This is a genomic window from Pseudoalteromonas amylolytica (assembly GCF_001854605.1).
Classification (GTDB): domain Bacteria; phylum Pseudomonadota; class Gammaproteobacteria; order Enterobacterales; family Alteromonadaceae; genus Pseudoalteromonas; species Pseudoalteromonas amylolytica.
The window spans coordinates 1-22,744 of record NZ_MKJU01000035.1; the positions used below are offsets into that span (position 1 = coordinate 1).

General features: G+C 42.9%; 22 protein-coding genes. 11 read left to right on the top strand and 11 right to left on the bottom strand.

All coding sequences use genetic code 11. From position 1 onward, the window contains the following. Nucleotides 1-30: 30 nt before the first annotated feature. Entirely contained in the window at nucleotides 31-339 is a 309-nt protein-coding gene (locus BET10_RS21245; protein WP_083330433.1) for a DUF1272 domain-containing protein, read from the bottom strand. 263 nt (nucleotides 340-602) lie between these two features. Continuing rightward, entirely contained in the window at nucleotides 603-1,019 is a 417-nt protein-coding gene (locus tag BET10_RS19295) for a VOC family protein (RefSeq protein WP_070987467.1), read from the bottom strand. Between the two features lie 315 nt (nucleotides 1,020-1,334). Here BET10_RS19295 and BET10_RS19300 point away from each other — a divergent pair, with 315 nt between their 5' ends. Further along, a complete protein-coding gene (locus BET10_RS19300) occupies nucleotides 1,335-1,778 on the top strand; it encodes a cupin domain-containing protein (protein WP_070987469.1) in 444 nt (147 codons plus the stop codon). Here BET10_RS19300 and BET10_RS19305 read toward each other — a convergent pair. Together BET10_RS19305 and BET10_RS19310 are read right to left on the bottom strand one after the other, a co-directional pair. After that, a complete protein-coding gene (locus BET10_RS19305) occupies nucleotides 1,775-2,353 on the bottom strand; it encodes a DUF6151 family protein (RefSeq protein ID WP_070987471.1) in 579 nt (192 codons plus the stop codon). The genes BET10_RS19300 and BET10_RS19305 overlap by 4 nt on opposite strands. A 201-nt stretch (nucleotides 2,354-2,554) precedes the next feature. Further along, nucleotides 2,555-3,109, bottom strand: a complete 555-nt coding sequence (locus tag BET10_RS19310; protein ID WP_070987473.1) for a flavodoxin family protein — start codon at nucleotides 3,107-3,109, stop codon at nucleotides 2,555-2,557. Nucleotides 3,110-3,293: 184 nt separating this feature from the next. On the opposite strand from BET10_RS19310, the gene BET10_RS19315 reads away from it, so the two are divergent. From BET10_RS19315 to BET10_RS19330, 4 genes are all read left to right on the top strand, one after another. Then, on the top strand, nucleotides 3,294-4,190 hold the full coding sequence (locus BET10_RS19315; RefSeq protein ID WP_070987820.1) for a LysR family transcriptional regulator: 897 nt from the start codon (nucleotides 3,294-3,296) through the stop codon (nucleotides 4,188-4,190). Between the two features lie 100 nt (nucleotides 4,191-4,290). After that, a complete protein-coding gene (locus tag BET10_RS19320; RefSeq protein WP_070987475.1) occupies nucleotides 4,291-5,601 on the top strand; it encodes a metal-dependent hydrolase family protein in 1,311 nt (436 codons plus the stop codon). Between the two features lie 13 nt (nucleotides 5,602-5,614). Continuing rightward, on the top strand, nucleotides 5,615-6,628 hold the full coding sequence (gene ltaE / locus BET10_RS19325; protein WP_070987477.1) for a low-specificity L-threonine aldolase: 1,014 nt from the start codon (nucleotides 5,615-5,617) through the stop codon (nucleotides 6,626-6,628). A 407-nt stretch (nucleotides 6,629-7,035) separates the two neighbouring features. After that, on the top strand, nucleotides 7,036-7,386 hold the full coding sequence (locus tag BET10_RS19330; protein WP_070987479.1) for a hypothetical protein: 351 nt from the start codon (nucleotides 7,036-7,038) through the stop codon (nucleotides 7,384-7,386). A gap of 107 nt (nucleotides 7,387-7,493) precedes the next feature. Here the strand turns inward: BET10_RS19330 and BET10_RS19335 are convergent, their stop codons facing one another. The 3 genes from BET10_RS19335 to BET10_RS19345 all read right to left on the bottom strand — a co-directional run bounded on the left by BET10_RS19335 (nucleotide 7,494) and on the right by BET10_RS19345 (nucleotide 11,843). After that, nucleotides 7,494-8,429 (bottom strand): fibrinogen-like YCDxxxxGGGW domain-containing protein, encoded by a 936-nt coding sequence (locus tag BET10_RS19335; RefSeq protein WP_070987480.1) that lies wholly within the window; start codon nucleotides 8,427-8,429, stop codon nucleotides 7,494-7,496. Nucleotides 8,430-8,620: 191 nt separating this feature from the next. Next, the gene (locus BET10_RS19340) at nucleotides 8,621-10,648 is read right to left on the bottom strand and encodes a tetratricopeptide repeat protein (protein ID WP_070987483.1); all 2,028 of its coding nucleotides are present in this window, start codon (nucleotides 10,646-10,648) and stop codon (nucleotides 8,621-8,623) included. A gap of 292 nt (nucleotides 10,649-10,940) precedes the next feature. Beyond that, the gene (locus BET10_RS19345; RefSeq protein ID WP_070987485.1) at nucleotides 10,941-11,843 is read right to left on the bottom strand and encodes a LysR family transcriptional regulator; all 903 of its coding nucleotides are present in this window, start codon (nucleotides 11,841-11,843) and stop codon (nucleotides 10,941-10,943) included. A 150-nt stretch (nucleotides 11,844-11,993) separates the two neighbouring features. Between BET10_RS19345 and hutH the strand changes: the two genes are divergently transcribed. Next, nucleotides 11,994-13,487, top strand: a complete 1,494-nt coding sequence (hutH, locus tag BET10_RS19350; protein WP_070987487.1) for a histidine ammonia-lyase — start codon at nucleotides 11,994-11,996, stop codon at nucleotides 13,485-13,487. 12 nt (nucleotides 13,488-13,499) lie between these two features. Further along, the gene (locus BET10_RS19355; protein ID WP_070987822.1) at nucleotides 13,500-15,500 is read left to right on the top strand and encodes a urocanate hydratase; all 2,001 of its coding nucleotides are present in this window, start codon (nucleotides 13,500-13,502) and stop codon (nucleotides 15,498-15,500) included. 150 nt (nucleotides 15,501-15,650) lie between these two features. Here the strand turns inward: BET10_RS19355 and BET10_RS19360 are convergent, their stop codons facing one another. Next, a complete protein-coding gene (locus tag BET10_RS19360) occupies nucleotides 15,651-16,208 on the bottom strand; it encodes a MarR family winged helix-turn-helix transcriptional regulator (RefSeq protein WP_070987489.1) in 558 nt (185 codons plus the stop codon). Between the two features lie 107 nt (nucleotides 16,209-16,315). On the opposite strand from BET10_RS19360, the gene BET10_RS19365 reads away from it, so the two are divergent. Then, nucleotides 16,316-16,564, top strand: a complete 249-nt coding sequence (locus tag BET10_RS19365; RefSeq protein ID WP_070987491.1) for a thioredoxin domain-containing protein — start codon at nucleotides 16,316-16,318, stop codon at nucleotides 16,562-16,564. After that, nucleotides 16,557-17,300: a hypothetical protein gene (locus BET10_RS19370; RefSeq protein WP_070987493.1), complete on the top strand. Its 744-nt coding sequence runs from the start codon at nucleotides 16,557-16,559 to the stop codon at nucleotides 17,298-17,300. The genes BET10_RS19365 and BET10_RS19370 overlap by 8 nt, the downstream gene beginning before the upstream one ends. Nucleotides 17,301-17,395: 95 nt before the next feature. On the opposite strand, the gene BET10_RS19375 is transcribed toward BET10_RS19370, so the two are convergent. Both BET10_RS19375 and BET10_RS19380 read right to left on the bottom strand, forming a co-directional pair. Then, on the bottom strand, nucleotides 17,396-17,866 hold the full coding sequence (locus BET10_RS19375; RefSeq protein WP_070987495.1) for a 2TM domain-containing protein: 471 nt from the start codon (nucleotides 17,864-17,866) through the stop codon (nucleotides 17,396-17,398). 275 nt (nucleotides 17,867-18,141) lie between these two features. Further along, a complete protein-coding gene (locus BET10_RS19380; protein WP_070987498.1) occupies nucleotides 18,142-18,558 on the bottom strand; it encodes a hypothetical protein in 417 nt (138 codons plus the stop codon). Between the two features lie 193 nt (nucleotides 18,559-18,751). On the opposite strand from BET10_RS19380, the gene BET10_RS19385 reads away from it, so the two are divergent. Next, the gene (locus BET10_RS19385) at nucleotides 18,752-19,963 is read left to right on the top strand and encodes a hypothetical protein (RefSeq protein WP_070987500.1); all 1,212 of its coding nucleotides are present in this window, start codon (nucleotides 18,752-18,754) and stop codon (nucleotides 19,961-19,963) included. A 43-nt stretch (nucleotides 19,964-20,006) separates the two neighbouring features. After that, entirely contained in the window at nucleotides 20,007-20,327 is a 321-nt protein-coding gene (locus BET10_RS19390; protein ID WP_070987502.1) for a hypothetical protein, read from the top strand. A 277-nt stretch (nucleotides 20,328-20,604) separates the two neighbouring features. Here the strand turns inward: BET10_RS19390 and BET10_RS19395 are convergent, their stop codons facing one another. Beyond that, a complete protein-coding gene (locus BET10_RS19395) occupies nucleotides 20,605-21,918 on the bottom strand; it encodes an amidohydrolase family protein (protein WP_170829186.1) in 1,314 nt (437 codons plus the stop codon). Between the last annotated feature and the right edge of the window lie 826 nt (nucleotides 21,919-22,744).

Sequence of the window (22,744 nt, forward strand, 5' to 3'; positions counted from 1 at the left end):
AATGCGGTTGCTTGATGTGCGCTTACCAGTTCATCGATCCTCAGGTGAAATATGTTTTGCAGTCGCCGCAAACTCTTTTAGCTCCTCTAAAGTGTATTTTGTGTGCACTCTTTTTGTCGAGGGTGGTTGGTGATCAATACTTAATCCAGCACGCCTTGCCACTTTAGGTCTAATGGGCCTTGGTGAAAAACCGCCGCCACAATTAGGGCAGACATTTTCTAATATTTCGTCCACACACTGTTTGCAAAACGTACATTCGTAAGTACAGATCATCGCTTCAGGTGAATCTGGTGGTAAGTCTTTATCACAGCACTCGCAATTTGGTCTTATTTCTAACATGTTCTTCTAACTTCCATGGTTGTCCGTGCAGCTCAATCGCAAAAAATTCCGCAGCTTACGGGGTGAGTTTGCTTTGTTATACAGGTTACACCGTTAAAATAAAAGCGAAGGTCAATGAAGTGTCGTTACTTGTTATCCAAAGCTTAAAAGCAATATATTGCTCTGTGCAGTAGATTAACTCATAGGTGCCACCAGATAACCGTTAAAGGTGTGCGCTTGGCCCAATCCCAAGCGCTTGTTCGATATGACAACACCCATCTTGGTTAATCATCGTTATTACGCTCATGCGGTAGATCGCTAAAGTATTCTACAAACTCAACTTCAAAGCCGTCTGGGTCGATAAAATACACATTGTGGCGGTATGGGTTATCACGACTGCCTTTATCGACTTGATAGCCTGCTTGTTCCATTCTATCAATGAGTGCGCTGAGGTTATTCACCACAAAGGCAAAGTGACCAAGACCGGTTTGGTGGCCTGCTAATTGACGGTTTTCACCTTCGCCATGATCGCTAAAGGCAATGTAGTTGTAGTCATCGCCAAAGTGTAACCAGTGGCGCGCTTTTCCATACCACTCGCCGTGGCCTTGACTGCGGACATGCCAATGAGGAAATGCGGCTTGATAAAAGCGCAAAGATTGTGCCATATCTGTAATCACTAAATTCACATGTTCTAAACGCATAGTTCGCTCCTATTTATTTTTCATTGTATTTGTCAAAAGCTCAAAGAACTTGTCGAGAAAAGTTTGCTCCAACGCTCGGTTAATATTGTTCATAAGTTCCTCCTGTGATGTGTTGAGGTAACTTTAAAACCTCAAGTTAACTTGAGGTAAAGGGCTTTTTTAGTTTTTTATTTAAAAAGATACGTCACATTTGCAGCGGCTATGTGCGATTGGCATCGGCATGCTTACTTACTTTTAGAGGCAGGGTTTTGCACGCACTGAGATTGCTATATGCTTATAGAAAGTTAAGTCTTTCAATAAAATAGGTGTGTAAGCATGATCAGTGTGTTGAATAAGTTGGTAGTAGCAACGGCTATGTTAGCAAGTGGCGTTGTGGGGGCAGAATCTAGTACGCCAGAGCAAGGTAAAGAGGTTTCATTCAGTGTTGTAGCAAAAAGCACACAAAGCTGGGATGGCAGCCAGCTGCCACAGTACCCTAAAGGCCAGCCAGAGGTGACCATTCTAAAAGTGGTCATCCCCGCAGGAGCAACAGTGGTGCAACACAAACATCCGATGATCAATGCAGGCGTCATGTTGAAGGGCAAGTTAACGGTGACATCAGAAGATGGCAAAGTATTACACCTAGGCCCTGGCGACCCAATTATTGAGCTGGTCAACACGTGGCACGAAGGCAAAAATGAAGGGGATGAACCCGTTGAGATCTTGGTTTTTTATGCTGGTGTTAAAGGTATGCCTCTGAGCATCAAGCACACAGATTAGTGTGCTTGAATGTGTGGTGTAACTATGGGCGTACCATCTGGCTTAAAAAAGCAGTTGGGGGTGTGTTTTTGTTGTAGCTTCCAAGAGGCTAATTTGACCAAAGTGGCGAGTACTAAGCGTTTATGACCTTGTGGTCCCAGTAAGTCGTCAGGTACTAACCCGGTGGCATCTTTTAAATGTACAGAGCCCTTGATCGCGCCTGCTTTTTCATCCAGCGACGGATCATTAATAAAGCTGCGGATCACGCCAATAAACGGCCAGCCAGCAGTCAGGGTATTACCAATGGGCGTATTACAACACTTGGCATACCAACGGTGTAAGCCCTTTTCGCTGAGTTTTAAACACGCAATGTGCTCCTCACCCTCAAGGATATTGAAGTGTGAAACGGGCACCTGCACAATTTCAGTTCCACCATATGTATTTAAAACATCATCTGCGCGTTTAAGTGCGTGGGCAAACTGCTGACAATCACTGCAATAACATATCAGATGATTGGCCACCTTGGGTGAGATTGGTACAACAGATGCCTTGACCTTTTTACATTGGCAGCTCAGTGAAAGTGGAGAGTGTGCCATGTTGCTATCCTTATATCGGCTAATCAAGAAGTTTCTGGTATCAAACTACTGGGTTAAATGGCTTTAGTAAAGCGCATTTACGGTGAATGTGTAGATTTTAGTGACGCTAGGGTTGCTGACCATATTTTTACAATCTCGAAAACGGTGTATATGAGTTTGATCATATGGTCATTGTTTGACTCACGCGCTGCTGCGGTTTAGTCAGATTTCTATCCCTTGCATGCCATTGTACTTGATATGAGGCGCTTGGAGCTGTGCTAGCAAATGAGCCACTTCATCTGGGTCAACCTTGAACCCATTTGTGCATGGAGCGTGGACCAATCCCGCATGTTTGATATCAAAATAATGAAACAAACGCTCAAAAAATCCGGCAAAAATCTCACAAGGGTGATTCTGTGCTGATGAGGTCAGTACAAAGCCATGTTTGTTTTTTAGCCCTTTACCAATTGGTTTTATACTCAGATTTTCAGTGAGTTCGGTCATACGGTCAATCAGACGTTTCATGTTTGATGTGACACCATGCCAATAGACAGGAGAGGCAAAAATAATGTTGTCAGCCCAATCAAGTGTCTGTGCAATCGTATAAAAGTCATCTTGAGGATAGTTGTTATCGTAGTTGTAATCGCTAAATGTGAGCTTATCTATTTCGATAAATCGCACGCGCTCACTTGGTAGCTTTTCTAACACTTGGGTGACGAGTCGGTAAGTATTACCTGTTTGGTTAGCACTTGAAAATAAAATAACACTATTAGACATATTATGTACTCCTTTTTGAAACTTAGCGCAGTCTAAAAGCTCAACCTAACTTGAGGTAAAGCTGTATTTTCAAATTTTTTCACCTGTGTGTTTTTGGGTAAATGAAGAAAAACGTTTTTACCTTCAAAGTGATATGCTTTACTTATTGAGTAATGGCTTATAAATGACAGGAAAGCAGCTGAGTATGTTAAGAATCACGCTTGAACAATGGCGGATGTTTCGGATGGTGGCAGAGCATGGCGGGTTCAACCAAGCGGCGGCACAAATTCACAAGAGCCAATCGAGTATCCACAGCGCGGTGGCTAAAATTGAGCAATCTTTAGATGTGAAGGTTTTTAGCGTTGATGGCAGAAAAACCAAATTAACAGCAGCAGGAGAAATGCTGCTGCGCCGAGCTAACTACTTGCTAGATGAAGCTGAAAAGGTTGAGGCGGTCGGCCATACCTTAGCACTAGGTGTAGAAGCCTCTCTACGTGTTGCGGTTGATGAGGTCTTTGCTCAGCAGGTTTTGTATCAGGCGTTGGAAGCCACATCACAAAAGTATCCTTTACTGCGTATTGAGCTGATCGAATCGATCCTCTCGGGGGCTCATGAACTGATTGAAAATAACCAAGCTGATATTGCGATTTCACCCATTCATCTGCCCAATGGCTTTAATGAACACTTGTGTCAGGTTGAGTTTGCTGCGGTTGCCAGCCCTACACATTCGTTGCACTTGTTAAAAAGAGAGTTAACGCTAGAGGACCTAAAGTCTTGTCGCCAAATCGTGCTGAGAGATTCTGCGCATACAAAGCGCTCTGACTCTGGTTGGCTTGGTGCTCATCAGCGTTGGACGGTGAGTCATTTACGTACGTCGATAGATATGATCAGTAACGGGCTAGGGTTCGCTTGGTTGCCAGTAAGTTCTATAAAAGAAGAATTAGAGCAGGGCGTGTTAAAGCGCCTACCTTTGACGCACAACGCAAAGCGCACCAGTTCACTATACTTGGTTTTCCAAGATGAGGATCGTTTAGGGCTGGGAGCACGAACATTTATTGAACAGTTGAGACGTTTATGTGAAGTTGCAAGCGCCTCAACTTAGCTGTCGTAGCTTGACCAGCGCTTTTGGTCACTAACCGCAAATACAGTCATAGCTGCTGAGCAATATGATATTGGTAGTATAAATGACAAGGGAGAAAGTAATGAAAACAACAACAAACATAGCTGTACTCACGGCAACTTTGGCTTTGAGTTTTACTGCCTTTGCTCAGGTAGATGGCGTTATTCATGCTGGTAAAGTACTGGTTAAACCCGAGCAGGGCGCGTTACGTGAGCAAACATTGGTTCTGGAAGATGGTAAGGTTGCAGCCATTCATGATGGTTATCGCTCATTGAATACGCTCGGTTTGGCTGATGTGCCTGTATATGATTTGAAAAACCATTATGTGATGCCAGGCATGATAGATATGCATGTGCATGTGACTTTTGAGCGTGACAAAGATGCGAATCCTCATAATTGGCTAACGAAAGAAGACGCAGATTACGCGCTACATTCGATTCCTTATTTAAAGCGTACCTTGGATGCGGGTTTTACGTCGGTGCGAGATTTGGGTTCTAACTATAAAGTGATCTTTCCTTTAAAACGCGCTGTTGAAGCACAAACCATCGTTGGACCAAGAATTTTCGCTGCAGGTAATGCGGTGACGCCAACCGGTGGACACGCTGACTTGCATGGTTACCGACACGATGTGACACAAACAGTAAACTACAGCCTAGGTGTGTGTGATGGTGCGAATGATTGTCAGCGAGCGGTGCGTGATGTTATTAAACATGGTGCTGATGTGATTAAGATCACCGCAACAGGCGGGGTGTTAAGCAATACTGCTGCGGGTGTAAATCAGCAGCTTACCGATGATGAGCTGACAGCTATTGTCAACGCAGCACACAACCTTGGCCGTAAAGTAGCGGCACATGCTCATGGTACTGGAGGAATTAATGCAGCACTGCGTGCGGGTGTAGATTCAATAGAACATGGCTCATATCTAGACGATGAGTCAATTAAGTTGTTTAAAGAGCATGATGCTTATTTGGTGCCCACGTTGCTTGCAGGCCATACGGTTTCTGAGGAAGTGTTGAGCAACCCGAACATGCCTAAAGCGGTTGCAGATAAGGTACGTCAAGTGGCACCGAAAATGGAAAAAGCGTTTCGCAGCGCCTTAAAAAATAAAGTAAATATTGCGTTTGGCACAGACTCAGGGGTATCACGTCACGGAAATAATGCGTATGAGGCCAGACTTATGGTGAAATACGGTATGACGCCGAAAGAGGTCTTGGTCAGTGCGACCCGCACCGCGGCAAAGTTACTTGGACAGGAAAAGTACTTGGGCAGTCTAGAAGTTGGCAAGTTTGCAGATATTATCGCGCTTGAAGCAGATCCAGAAAAAGATATCAAAGCACTCAGCAAGGTTGCTTTTGTGATGAAAAATGGCGTTGTGTATAAACAGCAGGATTAAGGATAACAACGATATGATAGATTTTCGTTCTGATACGGTGACCCAACCTTGCCAGCAAATGCGCCTGCTTATGAGTAATGCACAAGTAGGTGATGATGTTTACGGCGACGACCCAACGGTTAATGAGTTAGAGCAGTGGGCAGCTAAGCGCCATGGTTTTGCAGCGAGCTTGTTTGTCAGCTCCGGTACGCAGGCTAATTTATTGGGTATTTTGAGTCATTGTGAGCGTGGAGATGAATACTTGTGCGGTCAAAGTGCCCATAACTATCGATACGAAGCGGGCGGTGCCGCAGTGCTCGGCTCTGTACAGCCGCAACCCATAGAGAACGAGCCAGATGGTAGTTTGTGTTTTAACAAACTGGCCAGCGCAATTAAACCTGATGATAGTCACTTTGCTCGAACCCGTTTGTTAAGCCTAGAGAACACCATAGGTGGAAAAGTGTTGAGCCTTGCATACTTAAAGCAAGCGCGTGCTTTTACTTATAAGCATCAACTGGCATTGCACTTAGACGGCGCGAGAGTATACAACGCAGCGGTAGCCCTCAATGTAGATATTAAGGAAATTTCTCAGTACTTTGACTCGATGACGGTGTGCCTATCAAAAGGATTAGGCGCGCCCGTTGGCTCATTGTTACTCGGTGATGAAGCTTTCATCAAAAAGGCACGACGATTACGCAAAATGCTCGGTGGTGGTATGCGCCAGGCGGGTATTTTGGCCGCTGCTGGCTATTATGCGCTGACCCACAACGTGAGTAGATTGGCCGAAGATCATGAAAACGCACAGTATTTGGCGCACCAGCTAAATACTTTACCGGGCTTCGATACTCAAAATTACGCTGTGCATACCAATATTGTGCTGGTGGATATTGATGAAAAGGTTGATATTTTTGCTATCAGTGCAGCGTTAAAGGAGCAAGGGATCATCATAACCCCAGGTTACCAAGGCATGCGTTTTGTCACCCATAAAGATGTGACGCGAGATGATGTTGATAGGCTTATCAGTGCAATGGCTAAGCTACTGAACTGAGTCGTTTATCACACATAACAAAGAAATACCCGTTAAGCGCAGATGATTATGCAATTATCTGCGCTTTTTTGTTGGCAATGAAACTACCTGCGTAAATTACCGTGGCTTGTTTGGTGACTCAGCTTAATCAGCTACGGTTTTATTGTGAAATACACCTTGTGTTCGGTAATCTCTTTTTGGAAGTAAGTAAGTATTTAAATCAAAAGATTACCCATATTTTCTTGGATTTTTGAGCGCCACTGTATCTATCGAAATTCTATTTTTTTAAATTAATAGACATTTAATAGGACGACAAACGCTTTGCATGAGTACTTTGTTTCGCAGATAAACCCAAACGATATGAGGTTTATTGAAACGAATGGTGATTATCATCGATTCATATAAATAATAAATAAAGGAACTCATCAATGTTTAATTTAAAAAAACTATTACAAACAGCGGTATTATCTTTAGGCGTGGCTTCAACTGCTTCACTTGCAGCGCCATCGGGCATTATCAGTATCGAGTATTATGCAGATTCGACCAAGCAAGAGCTGATTGGTTATTGGTATCAAAGCTGTTACTTGAACTTCAAAGTGTTATGGGGCGTCAGAGAAGGACACCGGGCTTATGACCCTCTGCATGGTCAAGACTGTACACAGTTAGGTGAATATAGTAATCGCAGAGCGATGTGTTTTTCTGAGAAGTTCAATGAAGCGGCCAATGGCACAGGTGTTGTTGGCAGAGATGAGGTTGAGTATATAAAATCACAATGTTAACTTAAATAACAATAGGTTATTTCGGTGTGAGTTGAAGATCCGATACAAATAGCCATGTAGACAAAAAAGCCCCTAGTACTTCATTGAGACTAGGGGCAATGAATACTTTAGCGCACGAAGATTTGAATCTTTGGTGCTGCGTAGTATATCTTGTTTGTTGAACTTGTAGTGCCGTAGCGACCACTTCTTTCAATTGGTAAGAAATCCATGTTATAGATATACATCGCGCTAAATAAATAGCTGTTTGTTGGATGACTTAGGTATGTATAGTCAGCGCCGCCAAATGTACAGCTATCTGATTCACTATGGAACACGGTGCCTGTGGATAGGTCATCGGTCAGTGCTTGACAGTTTGCAGATTCCAAGAGTGAAAGATCAAAAATAGCGTAATTGTCATTGATACCGTCCGTCACCATCATCTGAGTTGCACCCATCTTTAAATACTGCCAGATGTCTGATGCAAGATAGTGGTTTGTTTGTATCATGGGGTCGGTTAGTTCTGTAACACTCGTATGGGTGTTTAAGCCATATCTAGCTCTTGTATCCACGAGTGTCCATCCACCTTGTGCAATATCCATATTACAGTAAACTGGTTTTGTAGGGGTATCATTTGCTTCGATAATATACACGCCGCTTGCAGCAGTCTGATCGTATGTAACAACATCAAAGCACGATCTCAATGTCGGTGTATTACTTGCTGCCAAGTCTAATTGAAAATCGCCGGATTCCTGTGCGCTATTGTACCAAGTACCTTGATAGAGCGTATTTGTCAGCTTTTTACCTAGGTAATAGGTGTTGCCGCCGTTTTCTTCTTTATGAAACTGCACAATAGCATCATTTTCGATAAAGCTTCCCGTTAATGTAATCTCATCGGTTTGTGCAGAAAAGTTATTTTCTGAAAAAGAGACGTTGAGAGAAGTCCGTTGATGAACAGCTTCTAAGTTGCTATCCAAAACAGCGTCTTCATTTAGATTAACTTGTTGAGCATTGGCAGAAAATGTTAGAGCGGATCCAATGAGCGCAGCAATAATGCTTTTATTCATTTCGTTATTATCCTTAATAAATAATTGGTATTTTGTTTGTTTAGTTATTGTAGATATGCGGGATCGATAATGTGAACCGCGCTGGCATTGTACCGATTTTCAAAAATAAACTGTAGTGATTATTGGACGTTTTCACATTCTATAGAAGATTCATGAGAGTATTAATCAGGTTATGCAGGCTCAAAGGCGTTTTAGCCTGCACTTGCAACTTTTCGAGGAAATCGAATAACAAAATGCGCACCTTGTGCATCTTCTACACATTCCACCTGACCATTCATAATGTGAACAACTGAGTTATAGATAATGTTGAGACCTAGCCCTAAATTCCCTTCTCCCAATCGGGTGGTGTAAAACGGGTCAAACACTTGTTTGCGCTTATCTAAAGGAATACCCGCGCCATTGTCTTTGTAGTGGATGATCGCGTCTTTTTTGTCGCACTGTATGGTGATATCAACTTGTGGCTCCTGAGTGTCAACAAAGCCATGTTTTACTGAGTTTTCAATGAGCTGGGTGATCACTTTTAGTAAAACTGGCGCATAGTTGGTCACTTCAATGTCATCGCCCGACAGATTAAAGTGAATGGCTTTGTTTTGCGACTGTGCGAGCCTACCGATGTTTTCTTTTAAAAAACTCAACAGCGCAAATGTGGAACATTCACTCATGTGCAGTTTGGCAGACATCATTTTAAATCGTTGTACCATATCTGCGGCTTTTTCGCTGTTTTTTTGACTTAATGCCAGTAACTCTGTGGACTCATTGATGAAATGAGCGAGCTGTTTTTGTGTAAGGGTCTTATCAGCAAATCCTGCTGCAAGTTTCTCCACCAATGATTGTAATGTTGAATCTGCCGTGATGACCAGTCCAAGCGGAGTGTTTAATTGGTGCGCCATGCCAGATACTAAAGTGGTCATGGCGCGCATTTTTTCAGACTCTACCAGTTTTTCTTGAGTACGTTCGAGTTGGTTGAGTAAGGTCTGTAATTGGCGCTTTTTGTTGTTGAGTCGGTACATAAAATACCAGGTGATGACAATGATCAACATTGCGCTGGAGAGTATAAACCAACCGAGTTGGCGGTCTGCTTTGGCCATGGCCACGGTCACTTGATGGGTTTGCTCAAGTTGTTTGAGTTCCATTTCTTTGGTTTGTAACTCGGTTTGAGACACCATGTAAGCTAAACTTACGGCGGCTTGTTTTTTGACAAACTGATCAGATACTTGGTTATATTGCTCCTGAGCGGCCAAAGCAGCTTTTAAATCACCCTTTTGTTTTAAGTGTTCACTGTGCATTTTCAATGCGGTTAGTAACGAGGTAGGCTGTCGGTGCTCATGTCCTAATGTGATGACATCTTCAAGTAAGCGCATCGCTTCGTCATAGCGTTGCTCATTGGAATAAATTTTTGCAAGTTCAAGCTTAGCTTGAAGGGTTTTAGAGGCGGCATGTTTGTTTTCCCAGTTTTCAATGGCTTGCTGAAGATAGTGCTCAGCTAAATCAATTTCCTGCTTGGCGGCATAGACTCGACCTAGATTAAATTGTGACCAAGCTTCATGGTAGGCAAGCCCGTTGGCTTGGCGAATAGTGAGTGCTTGCTGGTGAAACATATGAGCTTTGTCTATCTCACCTTTTAACAAAGCAACTTCCCCTAAGTTGTTCAAACCAGTGCCTTGTTGTGGTATTAAGTTTTGTGCTACGGCAAAGTCGTAAAAGCGCTGGAAATAGTGCTCAGCTTCGTCCAAAAGTCCCAATTTCAAATAAATATGGCCAATATTATTTTCCGTTTGGCTGATAAATTCAGGACGATTGAGTAGGGGCGCTTCTTGGTAGGCTTTGAGGTTGTTTTCCAGCGCTAGTTCATAGAGCTCTGCATTTGATAATGCACTAGCGGAAATGCTGTAATAGCTATACAAAATACCCGGTTCGTCTATATCTGTGGCCATCAATCTGGCTTCAGCCAGCGTATTCATTGCCTGTTCGATAAAATCTGAATTGATTTGATACCAAGACTTGATATACAACAAACGAATGGTTTGTGCCTTGGCTAACGCGTCTTTGTGCAACGCTAGAAGCTCGTCAATTTCCGCGATGCCTGCTGACGGTGACGTTTGGCCAGCGGCGGTGACTTGCGCACGTAACTGGGTAAATGTGTCATCGGGGAGTTTGGCAAACACTGAGCTTTGAGTTAACAAGGCGACAAAAAGAATCAACAACCCACACTTTTTCATTGACTGTACTGCTCATTGCAAGCTACCACTTTATTCAGTTTAGTTAAGATTATGCCTTTTACGAGTTATAGGTTGTGCAGCAATAGAATGATTGCAATAGGCGTAACAAGGGCTGATTAGTTGGACAATTTATCGAGAGTATCGGTATAGTTTTACTAAGTTCCTCATTGAAAACTATGGTTTAGATGCTTACTTGAAGGTATACCGAGGTGAGGATATCGCCTCGGTGACGGGTAAAAGTTTCACCGAGCTTGAGCAACAATGGGCGAACCTTATAGCGGTGTTTAGCTGATCAACACGCACTGACGTGACAACGTTTGATTTCTTCTATGAGCGCATTGGCAAGCGGCGATACCGAGTTACTCTTAGAAGAAATCAACACCACGGGGATTTGATAACAGTACTTTTCTGGCAAAATTGGTTTAAATAAACCTTTGTCTACCCAAAAACTGGCATAGTGCTCAGGCAAATAGCCTATAAATGCCCCCGATAGAATTAAATGGGCAATACCTTCATCATGATAAGCGATGGCGCTGTTTTGATAGTTCAGGCCATCGTTTCGTGTTTCCCTATCACGCATATAATTACTGGTGATCACTTCAGCATCGGGTAATAACAGCTCAACTTTTGATGGCTCACAATCGAACAAGGGGTGTCCAACACCGCAATACAAGTAGTTGGTTTCGTTATGCAATGGGAAGTAATCTAAGCCACGTAAATGGTGTCTGCTCACGCCCAGTCCTACCAGTGAACGGCCGTTGACAACGGATGTTTCTACTTCACGCGCTTCGCAAACATTTATATCAAACTGAATATTGTTACCTCTGGCCTTAAGCGCAGCAATCGCACTGGCGACGCCACAACGTGGATCGCTGACCATTGTATCAATGACGGCGATAGTCACCCGACCTGATAGCTCGTCTTTGGAGCTGGCAACTGTTGTGGCAAATGCTTCACATTGTTGCAGTAGCTCTAAAGATGCTTGATAGGTAACGCGACCAGGTTCGGTTAATTCAAATCCGCTGCGGCCACGTTTACACAGTTTAATGCCCAGTCTTACTTCAAGATCAGACAAATGAGAGCTAATGGTAGAGCGACCGATATTGAGGCGTGACTCCGCAGCGGATAAGCCCCCGCATTCTACAATGGCCACAAAAATCCTTAATAGCCGTAAATCAACGTCATGGACTTGCATTATGTCTACCTTTTTTGGGTTTTGCTTTTAGTTCGATAAAATCGGAATGAATTACGATTATTATGCATTTATAAAACATCATGGGCAAGTTAGCATTAGCTCATTGAAGCACGTAGTTGCTCTGAAAAGACAAACGCTTAGGAGAAAATGATGACGTTTAGATATGGTGTTGATCAACTCACTCTGGATATCGTAAACGGGATTGCGGATGGCAGTATTAAGGCTGAACTTTGCCAGCAAGCCCTAGATAAAATTAATGCGAGTCGACAAAATGTTGATATTATGGCCAGTTCAGATAAAGCCATCTACGGTATTAATACTGGCTTTGGTCCGCTATGTGATACGCAAATTTCACCAGCAGAAACCCACTTACTACAAAAAAACCTGCTAATCACACACGCCGTGGGTGTGGGTGAGCCAATCGCCAAAGCCATTTCAAAACTCATGTTGATCACTAAAGTCCATGCTTTGAGTCAGGGATTTTCGGGCATTCGCTTAGAAGTGGTTGAACGTATGTTGGCGTTTATCGAACATGATCTTATCCCGGTCGTACCTGAGCAAGGCTCTGTAGGTGCTTCTGGCGATCTAGCTCCGCTTTCTCATCTATTTTTACCACTGATTGGTGAAGGTGAGTTTTGGCACGGTGATAACACAATCCCTGCCGCACAAGCATTAAAAGAGCACGGTTTAGAGCCTCTAGAGCTGCATGCCAAAGAAGGTCTGGCACTTATCAATGGTACTCAGTTTATTCTATCGCACGCGATCACAGCACTGACGAAAATGCGTTACCTGTTAGACTTGGCCGACTTGGCTGGGGCGATGAGTATCGAAGGGATGCAAGGTAGCCAGTCACCATTTAGAGAAGAGCTTCATCAGATCAGAGCATTTGCTGGCAACATAGAAGTGGCTGCACGCATGAGACACTTCTTTAAAGACTCACAAAATATGGCTGCGCATACCGATTGTGATCGCGTTCAAGACCCTTATTCATTGCGTTGTATTCCGCAAGTACATGGCGCGTCGCGCAATGCATACAACCACCTGAAAGAATTGGCTGAGATTGAAATGAACTCAGTGACAGACAACCCAATTGTAATAAGCAGTGAAGAAGCGATTTCAGGGGGCAGTTTCCACGGTCAGCCTTTAGCTATGGTGTTAGATTATGCATCTATTGCCGCCGCAGAGCTGGGTAATATTGCTGACAGACGTTGTTACTTGCTACTTGAAGGCTTACATGGCTTGCCAAGGTTACTGACCACCTCGGGTGGCTTAAACTCTGGCATGATGATCCCACAATATACAACCGCAGCGCTGGTGACTGAAAACAAGTCATTGTGTTTCCCGCCATCAGCGGACAGCGTGCCCACTTCAATGGGTCAAGAAGACCACGTATCGATGGGTAGTATCTCAGGTCGTAAACTCAACCAAATCCTTGGTAATCTTGAAAAGATCATGGCCATAGAATTGATGTATGCGGCACAGGCGATAGAGTTTAGACGTCCGAATAAATGTTCAGACATCATCGAAGAAAACTTCGCATTAATTCGTCAAAAAGTGGCCAAGCTTGAAGAAGATAGACTGTTGAAGCCAGATATCGATGCCATGATAGCATTAGTTAAAACACAAGCATTTAAAGTTAACTAAGAGGGAGTGATGATGAACTTTCAAGAGCAAATAAAACAAGGGATCCCTAGCAAGTTACCGCCTGCAAAACCTTATCCAGAAGATGCTAACCGTGCGCCAAAGCGCAAAGACATCTTATCGGCGGATGAAAAGCAACTGGCTATTCGCAATGCCTTACGTTACTTTCCTAAAGAATGGCATCAAGAACTGGCACAAGAATTTGCGCAAGAGCTAAAAGACTTCGGCCGCATTTATATGTACCGCTTTAAGCCAAACTATGAACTTAAAGCCCGCTCAATTTCAGATTACCCAGCAAAATGTCAGCAAGCTGCTGCTATCATGTTGATGATCGACAACAACCTAGACCCTGCTGTGGCTCAACACCCAGAGGAGTTGATCACTTACGGTGGTAACGGCGCTGTTTTTCAAAACTGGGCGCAGTACTTGCTGGCGATGAAGTATTTAAGTGAGATGGAAGAAGATCAAACGCTGCATATGTACTCAGGTCATCCTATGGGGTTATTCCCATCATCAAAAGAAGCACCACGGGTGGTGGTGACCAACGGTATGATGATCCCGAACTATTCAAAACCAGATGACTGGGAAAAGTTCAATGCCTTGGGCGTGACTCAGTACGGTCAAATGACCGCGGGCTCGTTCATGTACATTGGCCCACAAGGTATCGTACACGGCACCACAATCACCGTGATGAATGCGTTCCGTAAAGTGTTGAACAAGGGCGAAAGTCCAAAAGGTAAGATTTTCCTAACCGCAGGTTTAGGCGGCATGAGCGGCGCTCAGCCTAAAGCGGGTAACATTGCCAACTGTATTACGGTGTGTGCAGAAGTAAATCCTAAAGCGGCAACGAAACGCCACCAACAGGGTTGGGTTGATGAGCTTATCGACAATATGGACGCGCTCATCGCGCGTGTGAAAGAAGCACAAGCGAATGAAGAAGTGGTGTCAATTGCTTACATTGGTAATGTGGTAGATGTGTGGGAGCATTTCTACGAGCAAGATATTTTTGTGCACTTAGGCTCGGATCAAACATCACTACACAACCCTTGGTCGGGCGGTTATTACCCTGTTGATATCAGCTACGAAGAATCAAACCGCTTAATTCGTGAAGAACCTGATGTGTTCAAAGAAAAAGTGCAAGCAACGTTGAAGCGCCACGCGGATGCGGTGAATAAGCACACTGCCAAAGGCACCTATTTCTTTGATTACGGTAATGCCTTCTTGCTTGAAGCATCACGCGCTGGCGGTGATGTAATGGCAGAAAATGGCATCGACTTTAAATATCCATCATATGTACAGGATATTCTTGGTCCTATGTGTTTCGACTACGGTTTTGGCCCATTCCGCTGGGTATGTACATCGGGCAACTCTGATGATTTAGATAAAACCGATGCGATTGCCGCTGATGTGTTGAACAAGATCATGGCTGAGTCTCCTGAGGAAATTCAGCAGCAGATGCAAGACAACATCACTTGGATAAAAGACGCCAAGCAAAACAAGCTAGTGGTAGGTTCACAAGCACGTATTTTGTACGCCGATGCGCAAGGTCGTGCCCAAATCGCCAAAGAATTTAACGATGCCATTGCGCGTGGAGAAATTGGTCCGGTAGTGCTTGGTCGTGACCACCATGATGTGAGCGGTACTGACTCACCGTTCCGTGAAACGTCTAACATTTACGATGGTAGCCGTTTCACAGCCGACATGGCTATCCATAACGTGATTGGTGATAGCTTCCGTGGTGCAACTTGGGTATCAATCCACAATGGTGGCGGTGTAGGTTGGGGTGAGGTGATCAACGGTGGCTTTGGTATGCTGCTAGATGGCACACCAGAGGCAGAAGGTCGTCTTAAATCCATGCTACTGTTTGATGTGAATAACGGTATTGCACGTCGTAGCTGGGCGCGTAACGAAGAAGCTGATTTTGCGATTAAACGTGAAATGGCGCGCACACCTAAGCTAAAAGTCACTTTAGCAAACAATGTGGATGATGAGATTTTAAATAACTTATCGTTCTAAACACGGCAAAATAACTGAAAAGGCCAGACAACATTGTCTGGCCTTTTTTATTTACATGATCTGGATGAGGTAAATGGCTTTGTAAAGGAGGCTAGATATCAATGCGTGAACACTAAGCGCGGCGAGTCGAAAACAAACCATCACCTCAATTTATTCATGCTCCCGACAGATCAGCTGTACGTCACCCTTGCTAAGCGGCTGCTTAACAAGGCCGCAAAAATAGTTGCCATCGTTTGTTTGTTGATTAAAACGACATGTTTTACAGACCCCAAATGTCTTTAAATTATTGGCTTTGAGTAACGCCGAAAGTAGTAACTTGAGTGACGAATCAATGTCTGATTGCTGCTCGGGTGACAACTGCTCACAAGCCTTGATAAACAAGTTGGTAGGTAGCAGCGCTGCCACGAGTTGCTGACCGCTTACCGACAACTTTAAATGGGTGATACGCTTGTCATTTTCATCTATCGTTTTGACCAGTAAGCTTTTTTTCTCCAATACCTTGAGTGTCTGTGAGACCGTACCTTTGGTTAACCCCAAATATTCAGTGACCGCCATTGGAGTGTCTGAGTATTGGTTACAGATCGACAGGTAGTGTAATACCTCAACGTGCACGGGCTGTAACCCATGCTCTGCACCTGCCTGACGCGCTCCCACTTTAAGCAAATCGCCCAAACGTTCAACGCTGTTGTATATGTGATTTAGTTTCATAATTAAATAGTATCGACTAAATACTATGTTGACAACCCTGATTCTGTTCTTTACAGTTTAATTTGTATCGAGTCGATACTAATTAATTTAACGGACAAGGAACAATCATGAAGAAGGCTATTTTTTATCATGCAGGCTGCGCTGTATGTGTTGAAGCAGAACAACAGGTTTTAGATGCATTGGACTGCAATCGCTATGAAGTGGAATCTGTACATTTGGCGCAAAACAGCTTGGCGATTGAGCAAGCACAATTGGCAGGCGTTAGGTCGGTGCCGGCCTTGTTGTTAGATGGTACGGTGTTTCATATTAACTTTGGGGCGTCACTTGATGAGGTAAAGGGAGCGTGTCATGCGTAAGTTTAATTTACTTTCTTCATGTTTGGCAGTGGCCCTTTCGTTGCCAGCTTTGAGTCACAACCAACATAAAGGTGGGATCAAAGCGCCGGTGAATGATACGACGTTAGCGCCTTTTGATATCATTCACGCAAAAATCACTACCAAAGGTAATGTTGCCAAGTTTCATATGGCGGTCTCTGGCGAAGCAGGAGCACATAAACCCACTGCCAGCGGTAAGCTTGCAGGGAGCGAGGTATTTTCATATGTATGGCCCACTTCGATTGATAGCTATGAAGTTGGTTTTGAGCGCAATGCGGGCATTCTAGCATTGGCTGTAACTGCACACCCTGATTTTGATGATACGCCACTGTTTGATGAAAATGGTGATGGTAATACCGGCAACGACGGTAACATTTGGCACAGTCATTGGGTCGTTTTAACGCCTAACGAGCAATGTGGCAAAGATGCCTTGGGGGTGGTTGATATACCAAAAGGCAATAAACCACGATTACCGAAAACCTGGCCTGGATTACCGATTTTGTTGGATAGCCCTGGGTGGAGCCCAACCTTTAACGATGATGTGGTTGAAGTACAGATCCCATTTGAGAATATTGGCTTGCTTGAAGATACTCAGTTTGATGGTGTAACAGCCGGTTTAAGAGTCAATCAGAGTGTTCACGCACCATTACTGTGCGTAGTCAATGTGATGGATATCGCCTCTGGAGATTTAAGCTTGCCAGGCAAGGTTAACAAATAGTCGCGTGAATGGGGTTAAGCCAACACCGCTTCAGTGTTTGTGTGGTCACTAAAGCGGTGTTTTGATTGTAAGATTATGAAATAACTTAATATATTTTATAGCTTTCTACCAAGTCGTTTTTCTATTTGGCGCTTTTCCCACTTGGATCCAAATAGATTAAATACTTCATATGTATCGAGCGCGTGGCTGATAACGCCCACACCCCAACCCAGTGCAACCCACCAAGCCCAGTAATAATGAGGTGATACAAAATAGTTGATGATAAACAACGTAATGATGGTTACCCCATATTGTATCAAGTGACTGTAAAACGCTTTTATGGCCCATACTTGCTCAATAACGTTATTTTCCTCGCTGGTGGTTGTGTTTGTATCGGTTTTCATCGTTAGCTCCTGCTGTAAGTCAGCAATTGTGGTTTCAAAAACAGCAGCTAAAGACTTAAGCGACTCTAAACTAGGTGTTTGGCCTCGCTCGATACGCTGAATTGTTCTCAAGCTTAAACCACTAGCCTCGGCCAGTTGTTCCTGAGACCAAGCTTTTTGTAATCTTAACTTTCTAATAATCACATTTTTGTCCTTGCTGTTGTGCTTAAGTAAAGCCTATGGAAGTGGCCCAACAATTGTAACGTCAGCTTTATGCCATCTTAACGACAAAGCTTATTTTTCAATTGGTTATAAAGTAAAACTTGCTTGTTTTTTCATCTTCTTATATCGAGATAGTCAACCAAAAGGCAGGCTTATAAATAACCGAGTGAGCAGTGTAGCAGTCTTTCCGGTGTTCAGCACGATGGCTGAGGAGCGTTTGATTGAGCATCAATAGTATGCTCAATCAAGTTAGCACTTTAAAACTTGTTTTGGACCAACTTCACAGCGACCACAACCAAAGAACATATAGCGGCGCTGAGCGGAATGAGTAAAACATATGGGGAGATGAGTATCAGGCTTGATAATGGTCCGCTGGTAGCATCAATAAAATCGTGAATAAACAGAGTAAAGTATATCAGCGTCATCTCAACAGAGGTGACGATTAAGAATGTGTAGAAGAACAACGTGCTGTATTGGTTTTGTGGCACTTTTGTACCTAGGTACAAAATAAAATACGGCACAGCTTTGGCGGTCAAATCCATTAAAATCAGCAGAAAAATGGCATTGAGCTCGAATGTTGTTACCCCAAATAAGGCTGCTAATAAAGCAAATACAGGCGCGCTTATCAAAAGGTAAGATAAGGTGGTGAGTTCAGTGTATTTAACGATGTTCAAACTGTCTTTCCATGAGTAGTACTGAAGATGAGCTTCACTTTAAAGTAAAAACTCAAGTATGTGTACCTTTTTTATTTACTGTTAGAATGAGATCATTGTCGGAGAAGTGTCCAGCAAAACCCACCTTGAAAAGCTGAAAATTTGTACTTTAGTTAAATACACAGGATGTCTTGCAGAATATAAGGATGATTATATGAAAGCACTGTATTTAACCTTCGTTTTGGCATTGGTAGTTTTGCTATCGGGCTGTAAAGCTTCACCAGATGTTTCGCAGACTACCTCGTATGTTGACACCAGTAAAAAGGCCAAAGAGATAGCTAAAAGCTATGTTGATATTTTAAACACCACCTCGATGGTTGATTTGATGTTATCGGGCCAAACCTCTTTCAATCCTTGTGAGTTACCTGAGTTTCAAAAGTTGAGCCGCTGTAAGGCTAAGCATAACGAGGATAAGGTTCAGAGTTATTATCAGTCTGTAATTGCACGAGTCGCAGCACAAAGTGAAATACCCCCAAGGGTTACTCGCGTGCCAACGTCACTGGCAGGGCCGCAGTATAAAACGAGTAAAGAGTGGCAGCTTATTGCGTTGGCCGGTGCAACCTCCAATTATTATAAGGCGTTAGAAAAGATTGCTAAGCAAGATGGTAAAGCAAAAGTGGAAAAGCATTTTGAAACAGCCCTAAAAGAAGCTGAAAAGGTCGATAAGGTGCTTGGCTTCGTTGGGGGGCCACAGATTTTTAAAGCCATTCTAGAGGCATTCAAAGATATCGTGAGCTCAATAAATAAAGCGAAAGTGGAAAGTAAAAAACGTGATCAGATCATTGCTTTGATACAAGCCCAAAGCTGGTTGCCAAGAGTAATGTCTACACATCAAGCATGTGAGCAAAGAAACCAAGCGAGGGCGGTAAAGGGGAATGGGTTAGGGGAGCAAGAGCAGTGTGATATCGCCAGTATTATTGGCCAATGTAAAAACATGACCGACCTTGAAGGCTTTGAAGGTGATGGCGTTAAAAAAGCGCAGTTTAAAAAAGCATGTGAAAAACTTAAATATTACAACACCTACAGCGATGGAATTGTGGTGTCGTCTGTTACTCATGTTCACGATACGCTTGCTCAAATCGAAGCGAAGCAACAAGGTCATGAATTATCAGCACGTTTGGAGTTATTTAAACTTCAAGCGCAATTGGTCAAAAGTTTACGTGACTTTTTGGTCATGACCAAAGCTTTGGAAAGCACGATGGCAAAGGCTGCTACAGCCAATGAGAAGGCCCTCGCGTCAGCTAAAAATGGCAAATTCGATATTGCATACACCTTCAAACTACTATCGGAACTCTACAAAGGGGTTGATGAGGGCATTGAGGCGTTTGATAAAGCCACATCAAGTGACCAAAAAGCCGTTGATTGAGTGCTGTTAACGGTCCAAGAATTTCAAGATAAGGATAGTTAAAATGTCTATTTTAGTTTTAAGTGTCAATAACATAAACCTCATCAATGATGTGTTGTTAGCCCATGGACAACACATGTCGCACGAAGATAAGTTCAAGTACCAGTCCATGCGTGAATATCTAAAATACCTAATTACGGCAGCGTCAGTGGCTAATGATGACGATAGCCACAACCGAGAAGCCTATGCTTACGCCAAACAGCAGGGGATGGAGTCACAAGCAGCGTTGGATAAGGTGTTGGACGACTTTAGTTTTGTCAGCAATCGCAGAGCAATGTTGGAGCTGACAGAGTTTGTGTTTACGTTGGACGCTTTTTGTGTTTAATTTTGTCATCAAGCATCTACGGCTATATTAGAGATTGTCCATGTTTTCAAAAGGTTTAATTGGATCTGAATCTTTTCGAATTCATTCAAAATTAACGCATTAACAATACAACGCTTCAAGTATCGGCGGCGTTTGCGCAGTCCGAGTACTTTGATGTATTAGCCGTGAATTTCAGGCGTAAGACCCGCTATGAAACTTTTCCTCTAGGTACTCTCGCGGTATTTTCAATTGTAAAAACGTTTGTACCAAGTCAGTGAGCTTTAGATTGGAAAAAAACTTAGTTAAAAAATAACTCCCAAAATCGCTTTGCTGTGACGGATAGATCTTTAGCAGTGCTTGCTACATATCGTTTTATTTCATTTAGCTCTTTGTTGGTATACAGTTCGCCATTAAATATCACGCTATCCACTTCTTTTAGAGAAGATAAATCACTAAGTGGGTTACTGTTGAGTATGACTAAATCTGCCCGTTTTCCTATATCAACACTGCCTAATGATGCTTCCACATTAAAGTATTTTGCAGGATTTATGGTTGTTGTTCGGATGACTTCACTGTTTGATAACCCAGCTTTGGATAGCATTTCAAGCTCATCATAAAGGCTAAAACCGGGGTAAATAAAAGCGTCAAGTGCATCGGTACCCGCAAGCAATAGCACACCATTATCTTCAGCTAATCTGGAGAGCTTTAAACTGGTGGTGTTTAATACTGTAAGATCTTGTTTATCTTGTTCGTCGAATCCTTTTTCTGTAAGCCATGCGTACATACTCCATAATGTGAGAGTAGTATCGTCAATATATTCATTGAGCTCACCTTTTTCGTATAATTTATGACTGATATTGATATCTTGCTGACTTGAGGCTATGTGAGTTGGCGTATAGGCAACGCCTTGTTCTTGTATCGTTTGCATGACTATCCGACATTTTTCTTCACTGTAGCTATTAACAAAGCGAACCATGACAGAGACGCGTTCTTCAAATACATCTTGATGTTCAGAGCAATGAGAGTAGAAAGCCCGATCATGCTCAATACTGTTTAGGTTCTTCAGATCAATTTTAGCCAAATCAACGTTTGCTGGGAGATGGCCAACGACAGATATGTCAGACTTTTGGGCATCGTTTAAAATCGATTGAAATTGTTGACTTGTTGTGTCGTGGTTAAGTTGTAACTTCAAAACAGAGTCATCACGGTCTTTTAGCCAAGTTAAAGTGGATTTGATATCGCTATCTTCCAACTCCTCCATGTGAAAACTTACCTGTGTCCATGTATTTGGGCCAAGTAATGACTTACTTTCAACTGAGCGCTGCCAGTGTTTATTTGGCGCGGAACAAGTTCTACCGTCACTCCAACTGCATGTGTTACCGAGATCTCTAACGTTTAAAATGCCATTGGCGAAATAAAGCGGGTAATGCAAAACATCAGAACGGTTTATTGTATGAATATGCATATCCCACAGCGATGGCAGTATGTATTTATTTTCACCGTCGACCTGAATGAAATCAGGGAAGTTAACGGTTATTGGGTCTGGTGATATATCAGCAATTTTTCCATTCAAAATTAATACATGATGAGACTCTTTAATATCTCCTTTCAATACATCAACTATGGAAATGTTACTAATATAAATTGGTAGGTTTTCAGCCTTCTGCTTTAGTGGCAAGGGAGTAGATGTTAATGCGCCAAAAATAAAAAATGCACAAATAAGTAAAAACAACAGGAAGAAAATATATTTGAAGGTTTTCAAGAGAATTGGGCCCCATTTATATTGCAAACGCCATGTTGAGAGAGAAACACCACCAAACCTAACTCATTGTGCCGAAAGACTAAAAAACAATCAATTCTAGATTTGTTGATATACTCTAAACGGAAACGCCTTCCAGTAAGCTACATCAACGCCATCACTTTTACTATATTTTTCAAAAAGTTTTTTACGAACTTTATACATTGAAACTTCAAGGACAAAATCTGGCGTTTGGTATAAAAGCAGACAAACTTTATCTTTATCAATGCTCGTTCCATGTTCGTTTATGTCGATCAGACTCAACTGAACCCAACGCTCTAAAATGCTTATGTCCGCTATGTTCGGCGACCTTTACCCTGTGAGTGTTTGGCTTAAGGCGCAAGAAGCAGAGTGTTATTACTCTTATTAATCAGCGAGTTTGGTGATGTGAGCTACCGCTTCACTTGGTTGAGCTTGTGCTCTTCAGGCTTCGTATTGTCGCTGTGCTTTGCGTTCTAACATGCATCACTCAGCGTTGTGTTGAATCACGGATTTTTTCTATGGTGAACCTATAGAGCCAATGTTTTGGTCACTTTGGCTACGCCTTACGGCTAGGTTAATATCGGTGTATGAGCACTTTTTGGTTTTGAAAAATACGGGTACATGGGGTAAAAAAGAGTTTATTAAAAGGAATTTAAAT

Coding starts and splice junctions, on each gene's coding strand:
- BET10_RS21245 (WP_083330433.1), bottom strand. CDS start 339: ATGTTAGAAATAAGACCAAATTGCGAGTGCTGTGATAAAGACTTACCA.
- BET10_RS19295 (WP_070987467.1), bottom strand. CDS start 1,019: ATGCGTTTAGAACATGTGAATTTAGTGATTACAGATATGGCACAATCT.
- BET10_RS19300 (WP_070987469.1), top strand. CDS start 1,335: ATGATCAGTGTGTTGAATAAGTTGGTAGTAGCAACGGCTATGTTAGCA.
- BET10_RS19305 (WP_070987471.1), bottom strand. CDS start 2,353: ATGGCACACTCTCCACTTTCACTGAGCTGCCAATGTAAAAAGGTCAAG.
- BET10_RS19310 (WP_070987473.1), bottom strand. CDS start 3,109: ATGTCTAATAGTGTTATTTTATTTTCAAGTGCTAACCAAACAGGTAAT.
- BET10_RS19315 (WP_070987820.1), top strand. CDS start 3,294: ATGTTAAGAATCACGCTTGAACAATGGCGGATGTTTCGGATGGTGGCA.
- BET10_RS19320 (WP_070987475.1), top strand. CDS start 4,291: ATGAAAACAACAACAAACATAGCTGTACTCACGGCAACTTTGGCTTTG.
- ltaE (WP_070987477.1), top strand. CDS start 5,615: ATGATAGATTTTCGTTCTGATACGGTGACCCAACCTTGCCAGCAAATG.
- BET10_RS19330 (WP_070987479.1), top strand. CDS start 7,036: ATGTTTAATTTAAAAAAACTATTACAAACAGCGGTATTATCTTTAGGC.
- BET10_RS19335 (WP_070987480.1), bottom strand. CDS start 8,429: ATGAATAAAAGCATTATTGCTGCGCTCATTGGATCCGCTCTAACATTT.
- BET10_RS19340 (WP_070987483.1), bottom strand. CDS start 10,648: ATGAAAAAGTGTGGGTTGTTGATTCTTTTTGTCGCCTTGTTAACTCAA.
- BET10_RS19345 (WP_070987485.1), bottom strand. CDS start 11,843: ATGCAAGTCCATGACGTTGATTTACGGCTATTAAGGATTTTTGTGGCC.
- hutH (WP_070987487.1), top strand. CDS start 11,994: ATGACGTTTAGATATGGTGTTGATCAACTCACTCTGGATATCGTAAAC.
- BET10_RS19355 (WP_070987822.1), top strand. CDS start 13,500: ATGAACTTTCAAGAGCAAATAAAACAAGGGATCCCTAGCAAGTTACCG.
- BET10_RS19360 (WP_070987489.1), bottom strand. CDS start 16,208: ATGAAACTAAATCACATATACAACAGCGTTGAACGTTTGGGCGATTTG.
- BET10_RS19365 (WP_070987491.1), top strand. CDS start 16,316: ATGAAGAAGGCTATTTTTTATCATGCAGGCTGCGCTGTATGTGTTGAA.
- BET10_RS19370 (WP_070987493.1), top strand. CDS start 16,557: ATGCGTAAGTTTAATTTACTTTCTTCATGTTTGGCAGTGGCCCTTTCG.
- BET10_RS19385 (WP_070987500.1), top strand. CDS start 18,752: ATGAAAGCACTGTATTTAACCTTCGTTTTGGCATTGGTAGTTTTGCTA.
- BET10_RS19390 (WP_070987502.1), top strand. CDS start 20,007: ATGTCTATTTTAGTTTTAAGTGTCAATAACATAAACCTCATCAATGAT.